We start from the raw sequence: 20,651 nt of genomic DNA on the forward strand, positions 1-20,651 counted from the left end.
GCATCGGGAGGGAAGGGGGACATCCGTGAGCGAGAACGACACCAGCACCATCCGCGTCGATCCGGAGGTGTTGCGCAGTTTCGCCCAGCAGCTCGGCGACGAGGCGGGCAATGTCATCGGGCTGGGCACGGCCGAGGATGCGAATATCAGCGGCCCGGTCACGGCGCTACCCGGCACCACCTTCGGTGCCGCCGCCCAGCACGCCGTCGACGCCACCGACAAATGCCTGCAACGCATCAGCGACCGGCTCACCACCGTGGCCGACAGCCTGCGCAATACCGCCGGCGCCTACGAACTCACCGAGGCCGATTTCGAGCAGAAGCTGCGCACGATCGGACTGCCGCAGTGACGCTCACCATCCCCGACGTCGAGCAGTGGCGCCCCGAGCAGCTGACCACCGCCGCCACCAACGCCGCCACCCTGGCCACCCGCCTCGACGGCCTGGCCGCCTCCGGCCGCACCAACGCCGAGACCTTGCAGTGGAGCGGACCGGCCGGCACCGCCGCCAAGACCAGGATGGATACCGAGAAGACCCGCACCGGCGCGGTCAGCGCGGCGCTGCTGGAGTTGCAGACGGCGCTGAACGTCGAGGTCGGCAACCTCACCGAGACCAAGAACAAGGTGCTGCAACTGCGTGACGCCGCGCAGACGCCCAATGGCGAGATGCCCGGCTTCCAGGTCGCCGCCGACGGCACCGTCAGCGCTCAGGCGCGCATGGACTACCTGCGCAAACACGCCGACGGCAAGGCCAACGTCGAGGGCGAATGCGTGGCCGAGATGTACCTGGCCGCGGTGCACCAGTGGCATATCGCCAATGCCCTCAAGGCCGCCGCCGACACCGCTGAACGGGCCCGGGTCGCGGTGGAGAACGCCGCGGTCAAGCTGGATCAGGCCTTCACCACGCTGGGCGATCCCACCCTCAATGTCGTCGCTCCGACCGCCCCGGCCAGTACGACACCGGCGTCCACCACGGCGCCGCCCAGCGATAAGCCGAGCAACAGCAGCCAGCTGATGTCGAACTCTGGCTCCGGTTCCGGGAGCGGCGGTGGTGGCGGTGGCGGTTCGAGCTCGGGCGGCGGCAGCTGGTCGGAGAGCGCCCTGGCCTCCGGCGGCCCGCCGACCAAGATGCCCACCGGCGAGCAGGCGCAGTGGATCCAGGAAGCCATCCGGGTGCTGCGCGAAAACGGTTACGACGTCTCCGATTCCGACGCCGCGATCATCGCCGCCATCATCGAGAAGGAATCCGGCGGCAACCCGAACGCGATCAACCTCTGGGACAGCAACGCCGCCGCCGGTATCCCGTCGAAGGGCCTGATGCAGACCATCGACCCCACCTTCAACTCCTACAAACTGGCCGGTCACGACGACATCTGGAACCCGGTCGACAACATCATCGCCGGATCCCGGTACGCCATCGAACGGTATGGATCGCTGAGCAATGTGCCCGGCATCGTGGCCATGAGCCAGAACCAGGGCTACGTCGGCTACTAGACGCGAGGAGGACGCGACAGGGTTGCTGGAACGCCGGAGCGCGGGCACGCGGTGCGCCCCGACCCGGCGGCTCGACGCGAGGGTGTGACGCACGCCCCGTAAAGTCTTCTCACAAGAAGCACCGCATGAGAACGCGGCACACCGTGCAGCGCGAGGAGCACAAGTGTCACTCGATCAGCCACTCGCCCCGCTTCCCCAGGAGGGCATGGGCTTTGCCTCGGCGTGGCCCGTCCGAGCCGGCGATGTGGATCCCTACAACCGTCTGCGATTCGACGGCATCGCCCGCTATCTCCAGGACATCGCCTGGGAGCAGCTGCAACAGACGCTGTTGGAGCGGACCGATCCGAACTGGATCGTCCGGCGCACCGTCATCGACGTCGTCCGGCCGATCATGTGGCCCGATCAGGTCCGGCTGGAGCGCTGGTGCTCGGCCATGTCGACCCGGTGGACGAATATGCGGGTCCGGATCACCAGCGACAACGGCGGTCTCATCGAGACCGAAGGCTTCTGGATCAATATCAGCGAGTCCAACAACCGACCCGCCCGGATCAGCGATGATGGCCTGGCCTACCTGGCGCAGACCGCGCAGGAGCATCGGTTGCGCTGGCGGCCGTGGCTCACCGACGCCACCCCACCCGAATCGGACACCGACCTGCCGTTCCCGGTCCGCGCCACCGATATCGACCAGTACAACCACGTCAACAATGCTTGTTACTGGCAGGCGGTCGAGCAGTTCCTGGTCGACTATCCGAAGCTGGTCGCAGGGCCGCACCGGGCAGTCATCGAATACGTCGCGCCGGTGCTGGCGCGCGAGCACATCACCGTCCGCAGCCGCTACGAGCCCGGTGACGGTGCCGGCTCGCCCACACTGCGCCTGTGGTTCGTCGTCGGCGGCACCACCACGACCATCGTGCGCGTGATGCCACTACCCAGCTGATCGAGGCGCGCCTGATCCGCCGTGCTGATCAAGGCGCACTTGGCCTACCCAGCCGATCAAGGCGCACCCGGCCGGCCCAGCCGATCAAGGCGCACCCGACGGGCCCAGCTGGCCATGGCGCACCCTGGCCGCGGCGAACGACGCGGCCAGGGACGCCTCGCTGCCTCAGCTGTTGGCGGCCTTGAGCAGGTCGGGGCGGGTGGTGAACTTGACCCGCGGCCGTCCGGCGGATTTGCCCGCGGTGCGCTCGGCCTGGTCGATGGCCTTCCAGCCGTCGCGGTCGACCAGATCCGGCTGACGCTGCTGCACCAGCGCCCGCAGTGCCGCCCGGTCGGCGCGCGGCGCAGCCAGCTTGCCTGCGATGAAATCGGCGATCAGGCCCTCGACCGTCTCCTCCGCGTCGACCCGGTTGGAGCCGATCACTCCGCGCGGACCGCGCTTGATCCAGCCGCTGACGTACACCCCCGGCACCGGTGTGCCGTCCTCGCCGATGACGCGTCCGTGCTCATTGGGCACCACCGCGCGCCGCTCGTCGAAGGGCAGGCCCGCGACGGGTTCGCCGCGGTAACCGATGGAGCGCAGCACCAGCGAGGCGGGCAGACTGCCGGTGCGGTCGGTCGCGCGGGCCACCAACTGCTCACCCTCGGTGAGCAATTCGTTGTGCACGTACTCCAGCGATTCCACCCGGTCGGTACCGGTGAGCCCGGTGGGCGAGGCCAGGTAGCGGAAGACGATGCGCTTGTTGGCCGGATCGCTCGGTGCGGCGGCGTATTCCTGCGCCAGGGTGTATTTCAGCGCCAGCGACGGCTCCACATCCGGATCGTCGAGGATGGCCTGGCTGCCCGGATCCAGCTCCAGTTCGGCCGCATCGATGACGACGTCGACGCCCTTCAGATGCGCCAGCGCCATGAACTCCGGCGAGGAGTAGGCGGCCTGCAGCGGCCCGCGCCGGCCGAGCACCACGACCTCGCGGATATTGCTGCGCCGCAGCGCGTCCAGGGCGTGGTCGGCGATATCGGTCTTGGCCAGCTCGTCCGGATCCACGGTGAGCACCCGGGCGACGTCGAGGGCGACGTTGCCGTTGCCGACGATGACCGCGCGCTCGCCGGAGAGGTCGAATTCCCGGTCGGCGTAATCGGGATGGCCGTTGTACCAGGCGACGAACTCGGTGGCGGAATGGCTGCCGGGCAGATCCTCACCGGGGATGCCCATGTGCCGGTCCGAGGCCGCGCCGACGGCGTAGACCACGGCGTGATGGTGTTCGAGCAGCTCCTCGTGGGTGATGTGCTCGCCGACCTCGACGTTCAGATAGAACTGGAGCGTGTCGCGGCGGAACGCCGATTCGAACATGCTCGACACGTTCTTGGTGCCCGGATGGTCCGGGGCCACACCCGCGCGCACCAGGCCCCACGGCGTCGGCAGCCGGTCGAACATCTCCACCTCGACGTCGGAGCGGCGCAGCAGCTCGTCGGCGGCGTAGCAGGCGGCGGGCCCGGCGCCGACCACCGCCACCCGTAGCGTGCCCAGATCCTTCGGCGGCCTGGTGGGCGCGGCGATCGGATCGAAGTTCGACTCCAGCGGATGCCGCTGGAAGTAGGCGGCGTTGATATCGCGGAATCGGGCCAGCGATGCAGTCAGGTCGTCTTCGGAGAAGATGGCGTCTACCGGGCACGCGTCGACACAGGCACCGCAGTCGATGCAGGTGTCCGGGTCGATGTAGAGCATCTCGGTCGTCGCGAACTCCGGCTGGTCCGGGGTCGGTCGGATGCAGTCGACCGGGCACTCGGAAACGCAGCTGGCGTCGTTGCAACAACGCTGCGTGATTACGTAGGCCATAGTGTGCAAATCCTCGAAAACTGGGCGTGGGCTGTGACCACCCCGGGTTGTGGGTGGCGCAGCGTCACGGTGCGGATCACGGGATGACCGAAGACCGTCGTGCTGTGACGCCGCTTTCAGTTTGCCTCGAGTGTGGCAGGGGTCTCCGCACCGGAGGGCTTACGGTAGTGCCATGGCGCGGACTCTGATCCTCATGCGGCACGGTAAATCGGCTTATCCGGACGGTGTGGAGGACCACGAACGCCCGCTCGCACCGCGTGGGCAACGCGAGGCGGGGCTGGCCGGGCAGTGGCTGCGCGCGACCCAGCCGCCCATCGACGCGGTGCGCTGTTCGACAGCCACCCGTACCCGGGAAACCCTGGCCGCGACCGGCGTCACCGCGCCGGTGGTCTACGAACGCGGCATCTACGAGGCCTCGCCGCAGACGTTGATCGAATTGGTCCAGCTCAGCGATGACGATGTCGCCACCTTGCTGGTGATCGGGCACGCACCGGGCATGCCGTGGACGGCATGGGAGCTGGCGAGCAATCGCGACAGCGAGCCCGCCGTCGAACTCAGCCGCAAGTTCCCCACCTCGGCGCTCGCGGTGCTGCGGTTCGACCGGCCGTGGTCGCAGGTGGACCCGGGGACCGGTGAACTGGTGGACTTCCACGTGGCGCGCTGAGTACGTAGAGACCCCTTGCCGAACCCGGCCGTGCTCAGCGCAGCAGTTTGCCGCCGAAGACCACCCCGGCGCCCAGCAGTACGAGCAGCACGAAGGCCGCGAACCCGCCGAACAACCACCACACCACGCCGAGCGCGAGCGCGAACGGCGCGACGGCGATGGCGGTGATCACCGGGCTTTCCTTGACCGTGGCCCAGGCCGAACGGGCCCGGACGCGGTCGATTTCCTTACCTGGCATGGCTCTAGGGTAGGCCGGAAGCGGTAAACGTGTCGGTGGTCGATGCGATGCTCGTCACATGGATTGGAAAATCGAACTCGTGGCCATCCCGGTGACCGACGTCGACCGCGCCAAGGACTTCTACACCAAGATCGGATTCAACGCCGATCACGATCACTCACCCAGTGAGGAGATCCGTTTCGTGCAGCTCACCCCGCCCGGCTCGGGGTGTTCGATCTGCATCGGCCGTGGCATCACCGAGGCCGCGCCGGGCAGCGTCGAGGGCATGCAGATGGTGGTCGACAGCGCCGAGCAGGCCTACCAGCAGCTGCGCGCGGCCGGCGTGGAGGCCACGCCGGTGAAGGATCTCGGCTGGGGGCTGTTCACCTTCTTCTCCGACCCGGACGGCAACAAGTGGGCCGTTCAGGAACTGCCGGATTACGCGGCCGGTTCGCCCAGCTGAGCCGCATCCGCCGGGTCCCTCTCGATTCGTGTTTGCTTGGAGTGCACTCCAGGTGACTAACGTCGTCGGCGTTCGGCGAGAGGGGCAGTCAGGTGAGCGAAACCGCACGTCAGAGTGGTGAGAGCAGCGACAGGGAGCGGCCGCGCTATTCCATCGGCGAGGTCGCCGAGCGGTGCGGGCTGAGCCGGGACACGCTGCGCTGGTACGAGCGGATCGGGCTGATGGATTACATCGGCCGCGATCACACCGGCAAGCGCCGGTTCAGCGATCGCGACCTGGATTGGCTGGAGCTGATCGGCCGCCTGCGCACCACGGGTATGTCGGTGGCGGACATGGTCCGCTACGCCGAGCTGGTGCGCGCCGGCGATGCCACGCTGCCCCAGCGCCTGGAGATGTTCCGCGCCACCCGCGCGGACACCTTGGCCAAGATCGCCGAACTACAGCGGACCGTCGCCGTGCTCGACTACAAGATCGAGCTCTACGAGGGCAAGTCGTCGACGGTCCGTCCGATCAGGTCGATCCATTGTGAAGGGACAACCGATGAATGACGCATCGCGCAGCGAGTCCGTGCCGGCCGGCGGCGAGGCCACGGGCGCGCACGGCGGCTCCGGCCTGCTGACGACGACCCTCGGCAACAGCGGCATCGAGGTAGGCGTCCAGGGCTTGGGCTGCATGGGGATGAGCGAGTTCTACGGCGCCACCGACCACACCGAGGCCCGCGCCACGCTGGACCGCGCGCTGGAGCTAGGCGTCACGCTGTTCGATACCGCCGACATCTACGGCTCCGGCCACAACGAGGAGTTCCTGAGCGATTTCGTGCGGGCCAATCGCGAGCAGGTGGTGCTGGCCACCAAGTTCGGCATCGTCCGCAAGGCCGACGATCCCACCTACCGCGGCTTCGATAACTCCCCCGAATACATCCGCGCCTCGGTCGACGCCAGCCTGCGCCGGCTCGGCGTCGAGGTGATCGACCTGTACTACATGCACCGCCGCGATCCCGCGGTCCCGATCGAAGCCACAGTCGGCGCCATGGCCGAATTGGTTCAGGCGGGCAAGGTCCGGGCGCTGGGACTGTCCGAGGTCACCGGCGCGGAATTGAAGGCCGCCACCGCGGTGCATCCGATCGCCGCCGTGCAGTCGGAATGGTCGCTGTTCTCCCGCGACGTGGAGCGGACCGCCGTGCCCGCCGCCGCCGAACTCGGCGTCACGTTCGTGCCGTACTCCCCACTCGGCCGCGGTTTCCTCACCGGCTCGTTCAGCACCGCGAACGAACTCGGCGCCGGCGATTTCCGCACCCGGATGCCCCGGTTCACCGGCGACAATGCCGCCCGCAACGCGGCGCTGCTGGCCCCGCTGCATGCCATCGCCGAGGCCCGTGGGGTGAGCGCCGCCCAGGTGGCGCTGGCCTGGGTGCATTCCCGGGCGGCGGCACATGGGCTCTCGGTCGTGCCGATTCCGGGCACCCGCAAGCGCACCCGGCTGGAGGAGAACGTCTCCGCCGCGGCCCTGGAGTTGACCGCCGGCGAGCTGGCGAGCCTGGAACCCATCGCGGGCCAGGTGGCGGGCGACAGGTACGCGGATATGTCGTTCACCTCCGCCGGCCGGGAGTAAGCAGCCGCTCGCCCCGGGGCGGCACGGGCTAGCATCCGATCATGGAGCCCGACGCCGCCCCGCAACGCGTGTGGATCGATCGGCAGACGCCCACCGCGTACCGCGCCCTGGTCCACTTGGCCACCGAGGTCCGGGCCGCGGGCGCCGACGCTGGGCTCGACCGCCGCCTGCTCGAACTGATCAACGTGCGGATATCCCAGATCAACGGCTGCGCGAGCTGCCTGGACCTGCATCATCGGGCCGCGCTGGCCGCCGGCGCGACCGCCCAGGAACTGGCCATGCTGCCGTCCTGGCGGCGCGGTAACTTCTTCGGTCCGGCCGAACGCGCGGCGCTCGGGCTGGCCGAGTGCACGGCGACGCTCGCCGACGAGGCGACCATCGATCGTGAGTACGCTGGCGCTCGCCGGCAATTCTCGGAAGACCAACTCGCGGTCATCGTCTGGGCCGCGACCACGATCAGCGCGTTCAACCGCGTGTCGATCCTGAGTAAACACCCGGTGCGCGAGAGGAGAGACGGAGCATGACCGATTCGACGGTGACGACCGACGTCGTCCACAACGAGGACAAGCACCGCTACGAGATCTGGTACGGCGGTGAGCTCGCGGGTTTCACCGAGTACGAGGAACGCGGCGATCAGACCGTCTTCACCCACACCGAGATCGATGACGCGTTCGGCGGCAAGGGCCTGGGCACCGTGCTCGCGCATCAGGCGATCGAGGACGTGATCGGCCGCGACCGCGCGATCCGCCCGGTATGCCCGTTCATCAAGGCCTACCTCGACAAACATTCCGAATACGACGCCCATGTCGTCGGCAAAGGGATCACCGAGTGAGAGCGCTCCGCCGGCGAACACCGGCGCGCTCGCTCATCGCTGAGCCGAGCGGAGTGAGTTCATGAGCGACCTCGATCCGCATCCGGACGAAGCCCTGTGCGAACCGTCACCGGGCCCGGGCCCGGTAGCCGAGCCGTATCCCGCGCGCGAGGTGCCGCTCGGCGGGGTGCGCGGCGTGTTCGTCGAGCGGGTGCTGCCGCAACGCGATCTGCCCACCGTCGGCGCCTGGTGCTTCCTCGATCATTTCGGCTCGCCCACGGTCACCAAGACCGGGGCACCGCCGGATATCGATCCGCATCCGCACATCGGCTTGCAGACGGTCACCTGGCCGTTCGAAGGTAAGATCCGGCATCGCGATTCGGTCGGCTCCGATGTGGAGATCGAGCCCGGTCAGCTGAACCTGATGACGTCGGGCCGCGGTATCGCGCATTCGGAGTACGGCGTCGCGGGCGCGCCCGCCGGGCACGGCCTGCAATTGTGGATCGCGCTGCCCAGCTCGGCCGCCGGGATCGACCCGCATTTCGAGCAGCACCGTGAACTGCCGGCCTACGAGGACGCGGGCCTGCGCGCGACGGTCCTGCTCGGTACCTTGGCCGGCGTGACCTCCCCCGCGATCACCTACACCCCGCTCGTCGGCGCCGATGCTCGTATCGAGGCGGGCGCGCAGGTGCGGCTTCCGGTCGATCCGGCGTTCGAGTACGCCGTACTGGTACTCGAGGGCGAGCTGACCGTCGCCGGCACCGAACTCGGCCCCGGGCCGCTGCTGTACCTCGGCACCGAACGCGCCGAGCTCACCCTCACCAGCAGCGCGGGCGCCCACTTCGCGCTCATCGGGGGCGAGCCGTTCGCCGAAGATCTGGTGATGTGGTGGAACTTCGTCGGCCGCAGCCACGACGAGATCATGGCCGCGCGCGAGGATTGGGAGAACCGCAACGTCGAGCGGTTCGGCGATATCGCGGGACATCCACCGCAGCAGCGGTTTCCGGCCCCACCGCTGCCCGGGCTGCGGCTCAAACCACGCAAGCGCCGCTTCGACGGGCACTGACCACGCGCGACGACCCGGCACCATGGCGGTGGTGCCGGGTCGCCGGGAACCGCGGTGGCTCAGGCCGATTCGGCCAGCAGGGCGTCCAGGGCCCGGTAGCTGTCGTTGAGCCCGGACTCCATGCCCGACTGGAGCATGCCGTCGCGCTCTTCCTTGGTGTGGAACTGGCTGTCGGTGACCACCTTGGTGCGGCCGTCGCCGAGGTCGACGAAGGTAGTGGCGTCGATGGCGACGTGCGCGGGCATGCCGTCCCATTCGAAGGACTGCACGATCCGCTCCTTCGGGGTGATCTCCCGGAAGCGGCCCTCGAAGCCGTGCGATTCGCCGTCGGCGTGTTCGACGAAACGCCAGTGCCCGCCCTTGTGGAACTCCCAGCGCTCGACGTCGAGCTGGTTGCCGCGACCCCACCAGCGCGACAGCTGCTCGATCCGGCTGTAGGCGTCCCACACGCGATCCACCGGCGCGTTGAAGACGCGTTCGACGTGGATCTCGGTGTCCGAGGTGGTGGTGATGACGGCGTCGTTCGTAGTTGTGCTCATCGGTTGTGCTCCGTTTCCGTTGATTCGTTTCCTGCTGATTCGAGGAATTCACCGAGACGGTCCATCCGGGCCTCCACCATCCGCCGATAGCCCTGCATCCAGGCCACCTCGCGGTCGAAGACGTTCTCGCCGAGCCGGCAGTACCGGACCCGGCCACGCTTCTCCGTGACCACCATCCCCGCGTCTTCGAGCAGGTGGATGTGCTTCTTGATGCCGGTGAGGGTCATCGCGAAGCGCTCCGCCAGCTCGCTGACGGTGGCGGGGCCACGTCCGAGGTGCTCGAGGATGCCCCGTCGGGTGGGGTCCGCGAGCGCTCCGAAGGAGGCGTCTAAGAAGTCATACTGAACCATCTAGTTCAGTGTTGCGGATCGATTCCGCCGGTGTCAATACCCGGGCGGAAAGTTCCGGATCAGGCCCGATTGTGCGGCGCCACGAAAGCACGGCGTAGCACCGCGTTCGGTTCCTGTTCACCGCATGGCCCCGGTATGGTCTTCGCAACCCGAACCGGACATTTCGCCGACGGCGCGAGCGCAAAGGACACGATGAGGCTCACCAGGATTACCGCGACGACACTGCTCACGCTGGCCGTCACCGGCCTCAGCGCAGGCCTCGCACCGGCCGACCCCACCCCGGACAAGGCGAAGCTCGACCTGTCCGGCACCGTCGAGCAGATCGGCTACCGGGTCAGCGCCGATCAGGATCGGCGCGCGGCCGTCACCACGGTCGAAGGCGGGCGCTTCGAGCTGGTCGAAGACGATCGCGTGGTCACCCTCACCGACCGTGCCGGACAGGTGGTCGCCGCCTTCCCGATGGCGATCCGCCTCGGCGACAAGCAGGTCGACCTCACCCCGCTCATCGAGGCCGACGGCACTCGCCTCACCCTCGCGCCCGCAGCCGACGAGTCCGCCCCGGCCCCGTTGCGCGACATCAACGCCGAAGAACGCTTCTTCGCCGAAGTGGAACGCCACAAGCCCGCCATCATCACCGGCGCCGTCATCGGCGGTGCCATCGGCTTCGTCCTCGGCCTGCCCCTGGGCCTGTTCGTCCTCGACTTCATCACCGTCCCCGTCGGCACCGTCGTCGGCGCCGCCATCGGCGCTTTCGCCGGCCTGGCCCACTCCGGCGGCCAACCCGCCATCGACGCCGCAGTCGCCTACATGACCCGCACACCCTGAAAAAGGCACGCACGTAACAGGTTCCGGGAGCACCCAGGATCCGAAGGTAGCGACGAGCAGGAAAAGCATTCGGCCCCCGCACCGTTCCTGGTGCGGGGGCCGAATGGTGTTGCTACCTACCGATTACCGGTAGTCGCTGAAACCGTAGTCGTCCAGCGGGACCGCGGCACCGGTGGTGGTGCCGAAGCCCTCCGGGCTGTAGTAGGTGTCGTCGTAGGACGGCACCGCGTACGCCGCGGCACGGGCCTCTTCGGTGGGCTGAACCTGGATGTTGCGGTAGCGGTTGATACCGGTACCGGCGGGGATCAGCTTACCGATGATCACGTTCTCCTTGAGGCCGATGAGCTTGTCGGAGCGGCAGTTGATGGCCGCGTCCGTCAGAACTCGGGTGGTCTCCTGGAACGACGCCGCCGACAGCCACGAATCGGTGGCCAGCGACGCCTTGGTGATACCCATCAGCACCGGGCGACCGGCCGCGGGCTCGCCACCCTCGGACACGACGCGACGGTTGGCCGCCTCGAACTCGGCGCGCTCGGTGAGCGAACCGGGCAGGAACTCGGTGGCACCGGAGTCGATGATCGTCACGCGACGCAGCATCTGGCGCACGATGACCTCGATGTGCTTGTCGTGGATCGACACACCCTGCGAGCGGTAGACCTCCTGGACCTCGTGGACCAGGTGGATCTGCACCTGCCGGGGGCCCATCACGCGCAGCACCTCGTGCGGATCCGCCGCGCCTTCCAGCAGCTGCTGGCCGACCTCGACGTGGTCACCGTCCGACAGCAGCCGCTCGGTGCCGTCGTCGTGCTTGAACACGCGCAGCCGCTGACGCTTCGAGAGCTTGTCGTAGACAACCTCTTCGCCACCGTCATCGGGGATGATGGTGATCTTGTAGAAGCGGTCGTCGTCCTCGAGCCGCACCCGACCGGAGACCTCGGCGATGGGCGCCTTGCCCTTGGGCACGCGAGCCTCGAACAGCTCCTGAACACGCGGCAGACCACCGGTGATGTCGTCACCGGCGACACCACCCTGGTGGAAGGTACGCATGGTCAGCTGGGTACCGGGCTCACCGATGGACTGCGCGGCGACGATACCGACGGCCTCACCGATGTCGACCAGCTTGCCGGTCGCCATGGAGCGGCCGTAGCAGGTCGCGCACACGCCGGTGCCGGTGGTGCAGGTCAGCACGGAGCGGACCTTCACCTCGGTGATGCCGGCCTCGAGCAGCGCCTCGATGGCCGGGTCGCCCAGGTCGGCGCCCTTGGCGACCACCACGTTGCCGTCGGCGTCGACCGCGTCGGCGGCCAGCGTCCGGGCGTAGGTGGAGGTCTCCACGTGCGCGTCGCGGATGATCGAGCCGTCGAGCTGCTTCTCGGCGATCGGCACGGTGATGCCGCGCTCGGTGCCACAGTCGTGCTCGCGCACGATGACGTCCTGCGAGACGTCCACCAGACGACGGGTCAGGTAACCCGAGTCGGCGGTACGCAGCGCGGTGTCGGCCAGACCCTTACGGGCACCGTGGGTGTTGATGAAGTACTCGAGAACGGTCAGGCCCTCACGGAAGGAGGACTTGATCGGCCGCGGGATGAACTCACCCTTCGGGTTGGTCACCAGGCCCTTCATACCGGCGAGGGTACGAGTCTGGGTGAAGTTACCCGTGGCGCCCGAATCGACGATCGTGATGATCGGGTTGTCGGCCGGGTAGTGCGCGCGCAGCGCCTTACCGACCTCTTCGGTCGCCTCCTGCCAGATCTTGACCAGGGCGTTGTTGCGCTCCTGGTGATCGAGCGCACCACGCTGGTACTTCTTCTCGATCTGATCCGACTGCGCCTCGTAGCGCTCCATGATCTCGGCCTTCTCCGGCGGAACCAGAACGTCCGACATGGAGACGGTGACACCCGAACGCGTGGCCCAGTAGAAGCCGGCGTCCTTGAGCTTGTCGACGGTCTGCGCGACCACGATCATCGGGTAGCGCTCGGCGAGATCGTTGATGATCGTCGCCTGCCGCTTCTTCGGCATCTGCTCGTTGATGAACGCGTAGTCCGCGGGCAGCAGCTCGTTGAACAGCACCCGGCCCAGCGTGGTCTTGGTGGTCCACGCATCGCCGCGACGCCAGCCGTCGGGGAACAGCTCGGCCTCGACGTCCTTGGGCGGCCGCTGGTCGGTCAGGCGCACCTTGATCAGCGACCGCACGGTCAGCTCACCACGGTCGACGGCCATCTGCGCCTCGGCGGGCGAGGCGTAGACACCCTGCTCCGGAGCATCCTTGGTGGCCGGCTGGTACTCGCCCTTGGCGCCCTCTTCGAGGCGGGTCAGGTAATACAGACCGGTCACCATGTCCAGACGCGGCATGGCCAGCGGGCGACCCGAGGCCGGCGACAGGATGTTGTTCGACGACAGCATCAGGATGCGCGCCTCGGCCTGCGCCTCCGCCGACAGCGGCAGGTGCACGGCCATCTGGTCACCGTCGAAGTCGGCGTTGAACGCCTCACAGACCAGCGGGTGCAGCTGGATGGCCTTACCTTCCACCAGCTGCGGCTCGAAGGCCTGGATACCGAGACGGTGCAGGGTGGGCGCACGGTTGAGCAGCACCGGGTGTTCGGCGATGACCTCTTCGAGGACGTCCCACACCTGCGGCCGCTGCCGCTCCACCATCCGCTTGGCGGACTTGATGTTCTGCGCGTGGTTCAGGTCGACCAGGCGCTTCATCACGAACGGCTTGAACAGCTCCAGCGCCATCAGCTTGGGCAGACCGCACTGGTGCAGCTTGAGCTGCGGGCCGACGACGATGACCGAACGGCCCGAGTAGTCGACACGCTTACCCAGCAGGTTCTGGCGGAAGCGGCCCTGCTTGCCCTTGAGCAGATCCGACAGCGACTTGAGCGGGCGGTTACCCGGACCGGTGACCGGGCGACCACGACGGCCGTTGTCGAACAGCGCGTCCACCGACTCCTGCAGCATCCGCTTCTCGTTGTTGACGATGATCTCGGGCGCACCGAGGTCGATCAGTCGCTTGAGGCGGTTGTTGCGGTTGATGACGCGGCGGTACAGGTCGTTCAGGTCGGAGGTGGCGAAGCGGCCACCGTCGAGCTGAACCATCGGACGCAGCTCCGGCGGGATCACCGGGACGGCGTCGAGCACCATGCCCATGGGCGAGTTGCCGTTGGACTGGAACGCGGCCACGACCTTGAGTCGCTTGAGCGCACGCAGCTTCTTCTGGCCCTTACCGCTGCGGATGGTCTCGCGCAGCGACTCGGCCTCGGCGTCGATGTCGAAGTTCTCCATCAGCTTCTGGATGGACTCCGCGCCCATCGCGCCGGTGAAGTACTCGCCGTAACGGTCGGTCAGCTCGCGGTAGAGCACCTCGTCGACGATGAGCTGCTTGGGCGCCAGCTTGGTGAAGGTGGTCCAGATCTCGTCGAGCCGGTCCAGCTCACGCTGGGCGCGGTCGCGGATCTGCTTCATCTCGCGCTCGCCGCCGTCCTTGACCTTGCGGCGCACGTCGGACTTGGCGCCTTCGGCCTCGAGCTCGGCGATATCGGCCTCGAGCTTCTGCGCGCGGGCCTCGAGATCGGCGTCGCGCTGATCGGCGACGGCCTTCTTCTCGACCTCCATCTCCGCCTCGAGGGTGGACAGCTCGTTGTGGCGGAGCTCCTCGTCGACGGTGGTGATGACGTAGGCGGCGAAGTAGATGATCTTTTCCAGATCCTTCGGCGCCAGGTCGAGCAGGTAACCCAGCCGCGAGGGCACACCCTTGAAGTACCAGATGTGGGTGACCGGCGCGGCCAGCTCGATGTGGCCCATCCGCTCACGGCGCACCTTGGCGCGGGTGACCTCGACGCCACAGCGCTCACAGATGATGCCCTTGAAGCGGACACGCTTGTACTTACCGCAGTAGCACTCCCAGTCCCGGGTGGGACCGAAGATCTTCTCGCAGAACAAGCCGTCCTTCTCCGGCTTGAGCGTGCGGTAGTTGATGGTCTCCGGCTTCTTCACCTCACCGTAGGACCACCGGCGGATGTCTTCGGCGGTGGCAAGGCCGATCCGGAGTTCATCGAAGAAGTTGACGTCTAGCACGTAACTTCCTTTCCCCTGTGCGGGTCGAATTCGAGCAAAAGTTCACTAGTGAGTCGAGCGCGGGGGCCGGATGCCGTGGAGGCATCCGGCCGTCCGCCTAGTTCGCCAAATCGTCGACGGTGGCCGCTTCGTTCCTGGACAGGTTGATGCCCAGGTTGGCCGCCGCCCGCTCCAGGTCCTCGTCGTCGCCGTCGCGCATCTCGATCGCGGCGCCGTCGGAGGACAGCACCTCGACATTGAGGCACAGCGACTGGAGTTCCTTGAGCAGCACCTTGAACGATTCCGGAATGCCCGGCTCCGGAATGTTCTCGCCCTTGACGATCGCCTCGTAGACCTTCACGCGGCCCACCACGTCGTCGGACTTGATCGTCAGCAGCTCCTGCAGGGTGTAGGCGGCGCCGTAGGCCTGCATGGCCCAGCACTCCATCTCACCGAAACGCTGACCACCGAACTGCGCCTTACCACCGAGCGGCTGCTGGGTGATCATCGAGTACGGGCCGGTCGAACGGGCGTGGATCTTGTCGTCGACCAGGTGGTGCAGCTTCAGGATGTACATGTAGCCGACCGCGACCGGGTACGGGAACGGCTCGCCGGAACGGCCGTCGAACAGGGTCGCCTTGCCGTTCTCGTCGACCATGCGGTCACCGTCGCGGTTGGGCAGGGTCGAGGCGAGCAGACCGGTGAGCTCCTCCTCGCGGGCACCGTCGAACACCGGGGTGGCGATGTTCGAGTCGGCCGGCGCGGCCAGCATCTCCTCCGGCAGCGCCTTGGCCCAATCGGGACGGGTGCCGTCGGCGGCGACGTCGACCTGCCAGCCCGCCTTGCCGATCCAGCCGAGGTGGGTCTCCAGGATCTGGCCGATGTTCATACGACGCGGCACACCGTGGGTGTTCAGGATGATGTCGACCGGGGTGCCGTCGGGCAGGAACGGCATGTCCTCGGTGGGGAGGATCTTGCCGATGACGCCCTTGTTGCCGTGGCGGCCGGCCAGCTTGTCGCCGTCCTGGATCTTGCGCTTCTGCGCCACGTACACCCGGACCAGCTCATTCACGCCGGGAGGCAGATCGTCGTCGTCATCGCGGGAGAACACCCGGATGCCGATGACCTTGCCGGACTCACCGTGCGGCACCTTCAGCGAGGTGTCGCGGACCTCGCGGGCCTTCTCACCGAAGATGGCGCGCAGCAGCCGCTCCTCCGGGGTCAGCTCGGTCTCACCCTTCGGGGTGACCTTGCCGACCAGGATGTCGCCGTCGCGGACCTCGGCACCGATGCGCACGATGCCGCGCTCGTCCAGATCGGCGAGCACCTCGTCGGAGACGTTCGGGATGTCCCGGGTGATCTCCTCGGCGCCCAGCTTGGTGTCGCGGGCGTCGATCTCGTGCTCTTCGATGTGGATGGAGGTGAGGACGTCGTCTTCCACGAGGCGCTGCGACAGGATGATCGCGTCCTCGTAGTTGTGACCCTCCCACGGCATGACGGCGACCAGCAGGTTCTTGCCCAGCGCCATCTCACCGTTCTCGGTGCAGGGGCCGTCGGCGAGGACCTGGCCGGTCTCGACCCGCTGGCCCTCGTCCACGATCGGACGCTGGTTGGCGCAGGTGCCCTGGTTGGAGCGGGCGAACTTGCGCATCCGGTAGGACTTGCGGGTGCCGTCGTCGGCCATCACGGTGACGTAGTCGGCGGAGACCTCCTCGACCACACCGGCCTTCTCGTTCACCACCACATCGCCGGCGTCGACCGCGGCGCGCAGCTCCATACCGGTACCCACCACCGGGGCCTCGGAACGGATCAGCGGCACGGCCTGACGCTGCATGTTCGCACCCATCAGGGCGCGGTTGGCGTCGTCGTGCTCGAGGAACGGGATCATGGCGGTCGCCACCGACACCATCTGGCGCGGCGAGACGTCCATGTAGGTGACCTCTGCCGGGGAGACGTATTCCATCTCCTCGTTGCCCTTGCGGGCGAGCACGCGATCCTCGAGGAAGTTGCCCTCGGCGTCGATCGGCGAGTTGGCCTGGGCGCGGACCTCGCGGTCCTCCTCGTCGGCGGTGAGGTACTTGACCTCATCGGTCACGCGGCCGTCGACGACCTTGCGGTACGGGGTCTCGATGAAACCGAACGGGTTGACCCGCGCGTACACCGACAGCGAGCCGATCAGGCCGATGTTCGGGCCTTCCGGGGTCTCGATCGGGCACATGCGGCCGTAGTGCGAGGGGTGCACGTCACGCACTTCCAGGCCGGCGCGCTCACGGGACAGACCACCGGGGCCCAGCGCGTTCAGGCGGCGCTTGTGGGTCAGGCCCGACAGCGGGTTGTTCTGGTCCATGAACTGCGACAGCTGGGAGGTTCCGAAGAACTCCTTGATCGCGGCGACGACCGGGCGGATGTTGATCAGGGTCTGCGGCGTGATGGCCTCGACGTCCTGGGTGGTCATCCGCTCGCGGACCACACGCTCCATCCGGGACAGGCCGACCCGGATCTGGTTCTGGATCAGCTCGCCGACGGTGCGGATACGACGGTTGCCGAAGTGGTCGATGTCGTCGACCTCGACCGGGACCTCGGCGCCGCCGGGCGCGGTCATCGCGCGGTCACCGGCGTGCAGGCGCACCAGGTACTCGATGATGTTGACGATGTCTTCCTTCGTCAGCACCGAGCTGGTGACCGGCTCGCCCAGGTGGACGCCCAGCTTCTTGTTGATCTTGTAGCGACCGACGCGCGCCAGGTCGTAGCGCTTCTCCTTGAAGAACAGGTTCTCCAGCAGGGTCTGCGCGGACTCCTTGGTGGGCGGCTCGCCCGGACGCAGCTTGCGGTAGATGTCCAGCAGCGCCTCGTCCTGACCGGCGGTGTTGTCCTTCTCGAGGGTGGACATCATGATCTCGGAGAAGCCGAAACGCTCGACGATCTCCTCGGTGGTCAGACCCAGCGCCTTGAGCAGCACGGTGACCGGCTGACGGCGCTTGCGGTCGATGCGCACGCCGACGGTGTCGCGCTTGTCGACGTCGAACTCCAGCCACGCGCCACGGCTCGGGATGACCCGCACGCTGTGCAGATCCTTCTCGGTGCTCTTGTCGACGGTGTGGTCGAAGTACACACCCGGCGAGCGCACCAGCTGCGAGACGACGACGCGCTCGGTGCCGTTGATGATGAAGGTGCCCTTGTCGGTCATCATCGGGAAATCACCCATGAAGACCGTCTGGCTCTTGATCTCACCGGTGTTGTTGTTGATGAACTCCGCGGTGACGAACAGCGGAGCCGCGTAGGTCATGTCCTTGTCTTTGCACTCATCGATGGAGGCCTTGACCTCTTCGAAGCGCGGATCGGAGAACGACAGTGACATCGACCCGGAGAAATCCTCGATGGGCGAGAGCTCCTCGAGCACCTCCTCGAGCCCACCGACCAGGCCGACGTCGCCGCGGGCAGCTGCCCGCTCACGCCATTCGGGCGACCCGATCAGCCAGGCGAAAGATTCGGTTTGTAGATCGAGAAGCCCGGGCACCGCAAGCGGCTCCCTGAGCTTCGCGAAAGACACCCGCAACGGGGCCCCGGGGATGGACCCCGCAACTCCCGGCTTCGAATTGGCGCTTGTCTGGGTGGAGACTGCCAAGATGCGTCCTTCCAGCACCTCACGCGCGTCGCGTGGTGGTCCGCGACCGTCGCTTGTCTGCTACGAATTCCGCTGGTTACGACCCGAACGAAACTCGAACAGGCACCAACGGAAGTAACACCGGAAGGTGGAACTTACGTGTGCAAATCGAGGTATGGACAGGAGGCAGCCAGCGCAACGTCCAAACTTACACCTACTGACACGGAGGTGTCAAAGTACCAGCCGTGCGAATTTTCGCGAGGCTGACGCGCCGTGTCCGGCCCACCCTGCTCGAGCCGGGTCCGATTCCGCTGGCTGCGTCGAGAACCACGGTGAGCCGAGTGTCGACTGTGACGGATTACCGCCACGGTGACAGCTGCCGCTGCTGTGAATAGCGTGACGGGTCCGGCGAGACTCGTCAAGTGGCAGCACCGGGTGGACAGTCGGCGAGATCGACTGCCCCGCTGTGCTTATCCCGGCTCCCCGGCCGCGCCGATCAGGCGCTCGTCAGCGGTCGACGATGTCCTCGGCCAGCCAGCGCCCGTCCACCTTGCGCATCTGCAACACCACCGGCCCGGCCACGCTCTGCTGCGCGATCCCGTCCTTCTCGGCGCTGACGACCAGGTTGACCAGAACCTCCGCGCGATCGTCGGTCAGCAACGTCACACCGATCGGCTCGACATGGGCATCGGTGCTGGTCCCGGCCTGTTTGATGGCCGAGATGGTGGTGGCGGCGTAGCTGTCCAGCTCCGCGCGCATCTTGCCGGTGAGCACCTGGGACACCGCGGCCTGGTAGCCGTCGATGTCCTTCAGCTCGTATCCGTAGACGGTGCGCAGGGCGTGCTCGGCGGCGGCGCGGACCTCCTCGGTGGCGGCATGGTCGACGAAGGCGGCGTTGTCGTCCGGGACGCCCGGGCGCAGCGCGGCGACGACGGCGAACGCGGCGAGCGCGAGCGCGGCGAGCCCGCATGCCAGCGGGAGGGTCCACGAGCGAGCACGGTCGGCTCGCGGTCGCCGGCGCGGCAGAAAACGGCGACGGTCCCGGCCGCTCGGCACCGGACGTGCCAGCCGGGCCGCGCGGGTGGACCTGGTGCGCGACGCCCGGGCGGGGTTCACGCCGGTCGTCGCGGCAGGCCCACGACTGTCGGCCCTGCGAGCCCCGGCACGAGGAGTGCGCGCGCCCGACGCGGCGATCCCCCGGCTGCCCGTCGACGGCGTGCCGGTGCGGCGGACCGAGCGCGGCGTGCGCTCGACCGGGCGACGGGAGGAGATCCTATTGACGGGTCGACGTTCAGCCATCGCTGTTCCTCCTGGCGCCGGGGACGGACTGGGGTTGGACGGCGAGGTTCATGGGGTCTCGTCCGCCGGCGGCGAGTTGCCGGGACTGTCCTGGGCCGGATCGTCCGGCGACTCGGGCGGCGCGGGAGCGGCGCCCGGTGTGCCCGGCTCCCCCGCGGCGGGCCCGGGCGCGGGGGCGTCGGGAGCGGCGGGCTGTCCCGGCGCGACCGGGTCGGCGGGGTTGGTTCCGGCGTCGTTCAACGCCACGGGTTGCCCCAGCGACGACACCTGCTCGGCCTTCCAGATGTCGCCGTCCTTCGCCATATCGAGGCTCCAGGTGTATCGATATCCGGACGGCTGCTCCCCCGGTTTGGCCTCGGTGACCCGCAGCACCACCAGCGCCGACGCGCGGTCGAGTTCGGAATTCAGCGAGGTCAGGGCGGCGCCGAGCACGCTCGACTCCATCCGCACCCCGGCCTGCTTCGCCATCGCCTCGGCCTGCTGCTGATGTTCGGTGGCCGAGGCCAGGATCGGCCCCGTCATCGACGAGCGCGCGATCGCCAGCGATCCCGACACGTCATCGATGTTCATCGAGGTCATATTGATCGCCGCTTGCTGAGCAGCGTCCAGCGCCGCATCCCGCGCCGCCGCTCGCGGCCCATCGGTGAAGAAGCCCGCCCGCACCCACCCCACCCCGAACCAGGCCGCCGCGGCCAACGCGACGACCAGCGCCGCCACCGCCACCACGGTCACCAACCGCGGCGGACCGGATGGCTCGGCGCGCAAGCCCGGCGATGCGCGGTCGGCGGATTCGGCCGATGAGTTGCCTGCGGTCTCCGCATCGTCGCGGGACGGCTCCCGGGTCTCCTCGGGGTCGGGCGGGTCGAGATTCACTGCGCACCT

General features: G+C 67.8%; 19 protein-coding genes. 11 read left to right on the plus strand and 8 right to left on the minus strand.

Annotated features, from left to right (window positions below; genetic code table 11):
• The first annotated feature begins 25 nt into the window (after positions 1–25).
• From NOCYR_RS24345 to NOCYR_RS24355, 3 genes are all read left to right on the plus strand, one after another.
• On the plus strand, positions 26–349 hold the full coding sequence (locus NOCYR_RS24345) for a type VII secretion target (protein ID WP_014353071.1): 324 nt from the start codon (positions 26–28) through the stop codon (positions 347–349).
• Complete coding sequence (locus tag NOCYR_RS24350; protein ID WP_014353072.1) at positions 346–1,491, plus strand: transglycosylase SLT domain-containing protein; 1,146 nt, start codon at positions 346–348, stop codon at positions 1,489–1,491. The genes NOCYR_RS24345 and NOCYR_RS24350 overlap by 4 nt, the downstream gene beginning before the upstream one ends.
• Before the next feature lie 163 nt (positions 1,492–1,654).
• Complete coding sequence (locus NOCYR_RS24355) at positions 1,655–2,428, plus strand: acyl-[acyl-carrier-protein] thioesterase (protein WP_014353073.1); 774 nt, start codon at positions 1,655–1,657, stop codon at positions 2,426–2,428.
• A 165-nt stretch (positions 2,429–2,593) separates the two neighbouring features.
• On the opposite strand, the gene NOCYR_RS24360 is transcribed toward NOCYR_RS24355, so the two are convergent.
• Entirely contained in the window at positions 2,594–4,264 is a 1,671-nt protein-coding gene (locus NOCYR_RS24360; protein WP_081505502.1) for an FAD-dependent oxidoreductase, read from the minus strand.
• Positions 4,265–4,436: 172 nt separating this feature from the next.
• On the opposite strand from NOCYR_RS24360, the gene NOCYR_RS24365 reads away from it, so the two are divergent.
• Complete coding sequence (locus tag NOCYR_RS24365; protein WP_014353075.1) at positions 4,437–4,928, plus strand: SixA phosphatase family protein; 492 nt, start codon at positions 4,437–4,439, stop codon at positions 4,926–4,928.
• Positions 4,929–4,962: 34 nt separating this feature from the next.
• Here the strand turns inward: NOCYR_RS24365 and NOCYR_RS24370 are convergent, their stop codons facing one another.
• Positions 4,963–5,166, minus strand: a complete 204-nt coding sequence (locus NOCYR_RS24370; protein ID WP_036540424.1) for a hypothetical protein — start codon at positions 5,164–5,166, stop codon at positions 4,963–4,965.
• Positions 5,167–5,224: 58 nt separating this feature from the next.
• Between NOCYR_RS24370 and NOCYR_RS24375 the strand changes: the two genes are divergently transcribed.
• The 6 genes from NOCYR_RS24375 (at position 5,225) to NOCYR_RS24400 (ending at position 9,096) form a co-directional block, all read left to right on the plus strand.
• Entirely contained in the window at positions 5,225–5,608 is a 384-nt protein-coding gene (locus NOCYR_RS24375; RefSeq protein WP_014353077.1) for a VOC family protein, read from the plus strand.
• A gap of 92 nt (positions 5,609–5,700) precedes the next feature.
• Complete coding sequence (locus NOCYR_RS24380; RefSeq protein ID WP_014353078.1) at positions 5,701–6,156, plus strand: MerR family transcriptional regulator; 456 nt, start codon at positions 5,701–5,703, stop codon at positions 6,154–6,156.
• Entirely contained in the window at positions 6,149–7,219 is a 1,071-nt protein-coding gene (locus NOCYR_RS24385; protein WP_014353079.1) for an aldo/keto reductase, read from the plus strand. Before NOCYR_RS24380 ends, NOCYR_RS24385 begins: the two co-directional genes overlap by 8 nt.
• Before the next feature lie 41 nt (positions 7,220–7,260).
• A complete protein-coding gene (locus NOCYR_RS24390) occupies positions 7,261–7,743 on the plus strand; it encodes a carboxymuconolactone decarboxylase family protein (RefSeq protein WP_048833674.1) in 483 nt (160 codons plus the stop codon).
• Positions 7,740–8,051, plus strand: a complete 312-nt coding sequence (locus NOCYR_RS24395; RefSeq protein ID WP_048833675.1) for a GNAT family N-acetyltransferase — start codon at positions 7,740–7,742, stop codon at positions 8,049–8,051. The genes NOCYR_RS24390 and NOCYR_RS24395 overlap by 4 nt, the downstream gene beginning before the upstream one ends.
• Before the next feature lie 61 nt (positions 8,052–8,112).
• On the plus strand, positions 8,113–9,096 hold the full coding sequence (locus NOCYR_RS24400; RefSeq protein WP_014353080.1) for a pirin family protein: 984 nt from the start codon (positions 8,113–8,115) through the stop codon (positions 9,094–9,096).
• Positions 9,097–9,155: 59 nt separating this feature from the next.
• Here the strand turns inward: NOCYR_RS24400 and NOCYR_RS24405 are convergent, their stop codons facing one another.
• A complete protein-coding gene (locus NOCYR_RS24405; RefSeq protein WP_014353081.1) occupies positions 9,156–9,635 on the minus strand; it encodes an SRPBCC family protein in 480 nt (159 codons plus the stop codon).
• On the minus strand, positions 9,632–9,985 hold the full coding sequence (locus NOCYR_RS24410; RefSeq protein ID WP_014353082.1) for an ArsR/SmtB family transcription factor: 354 nt from the start codon (positions 9,983–9,985) through the stop codon (positions 9,632–9,634). Before NOCYR_RS24410 ends, NOCYR_RS24405 begins: the two co-directional genes overlap by 4 nt.
• Positions 9,986–10,177: 192 nt before the next feature.
• On the opposite strand from NOCYR_RS24410, the gene NOCYR_RS24415 reads away from it, so the two are divergent.
• Positions 10,178–10,810, plus strand: coding sequence for a hypothetical protein (locus tag NOCYR_RS24415; RefSeq protein ID WP_014353083.1), 633 nt, complete (start codon positions 10,178–10,180; stop codon positions 10,808–10,810).
• 123 nt (positions 10,811–10,933) lie between these two features.
• Here NOCYR_RS24415 and NOCYR_RS24420 read toward each other — a convergent pair whose 3' ends face one another.
• From NOCYR_RS24420 to NOCYR_RS30075, 4 genes are all read right to left on the minus strand, one after another.
• Complete coding sequence (locus NOCYR_RS24420) at positions 10,934–14,887, minus strand: DNA-directed RNA polymerase subunit beta' (protein WP_014353084.1); 3,954 nt, start codon at positions 14,885–14,887, stop codon at positions 10,934–10,936.
• Between the two features lie 97 nt (positions 14,888–14,984).
• On the minus strand, positions 14,985–18,509 hold the full coding sequence (locus NOCYR_RS24425) for a DNA-directed RNA polymerase subunit beta (protein ID WP_048833676.1): 3,525 nt from the start codon (positions 18,507–18,509) through the stop codon (positions 14,985–14,987).
• 468 nt (positions 18,510–18,977) lie between these two features.
• Positions 18,978–19,769 (minus strand): hypothetical protein, encoded by a 792-nt coding sequence (locus NOCYR_RS24430; protein ID WP_081505503.1) that lies wholly within the window; start codon positions 19,767–19,769, stop codon positions 18,978–18,980.
• 48 nt (positions 19,770–19,817) lie between these two features.
• Positions 19,818–20,642 carry a hypothetical protein gene (locus tag NOCYR_RS30075; RefSeq protein WP_014353087.1) on the minus strand — a complete coding sequence of 275 codons (825 nt, stop codon included), beginning with the start codon at positions 20,640–20,642 and terminating at the stop codon, positions 19,818–19,820.
• Positions 20,643–20,651: the final 9 nt, after the last annotated feature.

Origin of the sequence: Nocardia cyriacigeorgica GUH-2 (assembly GCF_000284035.1) — a bacterium.
Classification (GTDB): Bacteria; Actinomycetota; Actinomycetes; order Mycobacteriales; family Mycobacteriaceae; genus Nocardia; species Nocardia cyriacigeorgica_B.

What these genes read in the sequence shown, in the direction of transcription:
- NOCYR_RS24410 (WP_014353082.1), bottom strand. Translation starts at nt 9,985, where the DNA reads ATGGTTCAGTATGACTTCTTAGACGCCTCCTTCGGAGCGCTCGCGGAC.
- NOCYR_RS24375 (WP_014353077.1), top strand. Translation starts at nt 5,225, where the DNA reads ATGGATTGGAAAATCGAACTCGTGGCCATCCCGGTGACCGACGTCGAC.
- NOCYR_RS24400 (WP_014353080.1), top strand. Translation starts at nt 8,113, where the DNA reads ATGAGCGACCTCGATCCGCATCCGGACGAAGCCCTGTGCGAACCGTCA.
- NOCYR_RS24385 (WP_014353079.1), top strand. Translation starts at nt 6,149, where the DNA reads ATGAATGACGCATCGCGCAGCGAGTCCGTGCCGGCCGGCGGCGAGGCC.
- NOCYR_RS24390 (WP_048833674.1), top strand. Translation starts at nt 7,261, where the DNA reads ATGGAGCCCGACGCCGCCCCGCAACGCGTGTGGATCGATCGGCAGACG.
- NOCYR_RS24415 (WP_014353083.1), top strand. Translation starts at nt 10,178, where the DNA reads ATGAGGCTCACCAGGATTACCGCGACGACACTGCTCACGCTGGCCGTC.
- NOCYR_RS24365 (WP_014353075.1), top strand. Translation starts at nt 4,437, where the DNA reads ATGGCGCGGACTCTGATCCTCATGCGGCACGGTAAATCGGCTTATCCG.
- NOCYR_RS24360 (WP_081505502.1), bottom strand. Translation starts at nt 4,264, where the DNA reads ATGGCCTACGTAATCACGCAGCGTTGTTGCAACGACGCCAGCTGCGTT.
- NOCYR_RS24370 (WP_036540424.1), bottom strand. Translation starts at nt 5,166, where the DNA reads ATGCCAGGTAAGGAAATCGACCGCGTCCGGGCCCGTTCGGCCTGGGCC.
- NOCYR_RS24405 (WP_014353081.1), bottom strand. Translation starts at nt 9,635, where the DNA reads ATGAGCACAACTACGAACGACGCCGTCATCACCACCACCTCGGACACC.
- NOCYR_RS24395 (WP_048833675.1), top strand. Translation starts at nt 7,740, where the DNA reads ATGACCGATTCGACGGTGACGACCGACGTCGTCCACAACGAGGACAAG.
- NOCYR_RS24430 (WP_081505503.1), bottom strand. Translation starts at nt 19,769, where the DNA reads ATGGCTGAACGTCGACCCGTCAATAGGATCTCCTCCCGTCGCCCGGTC.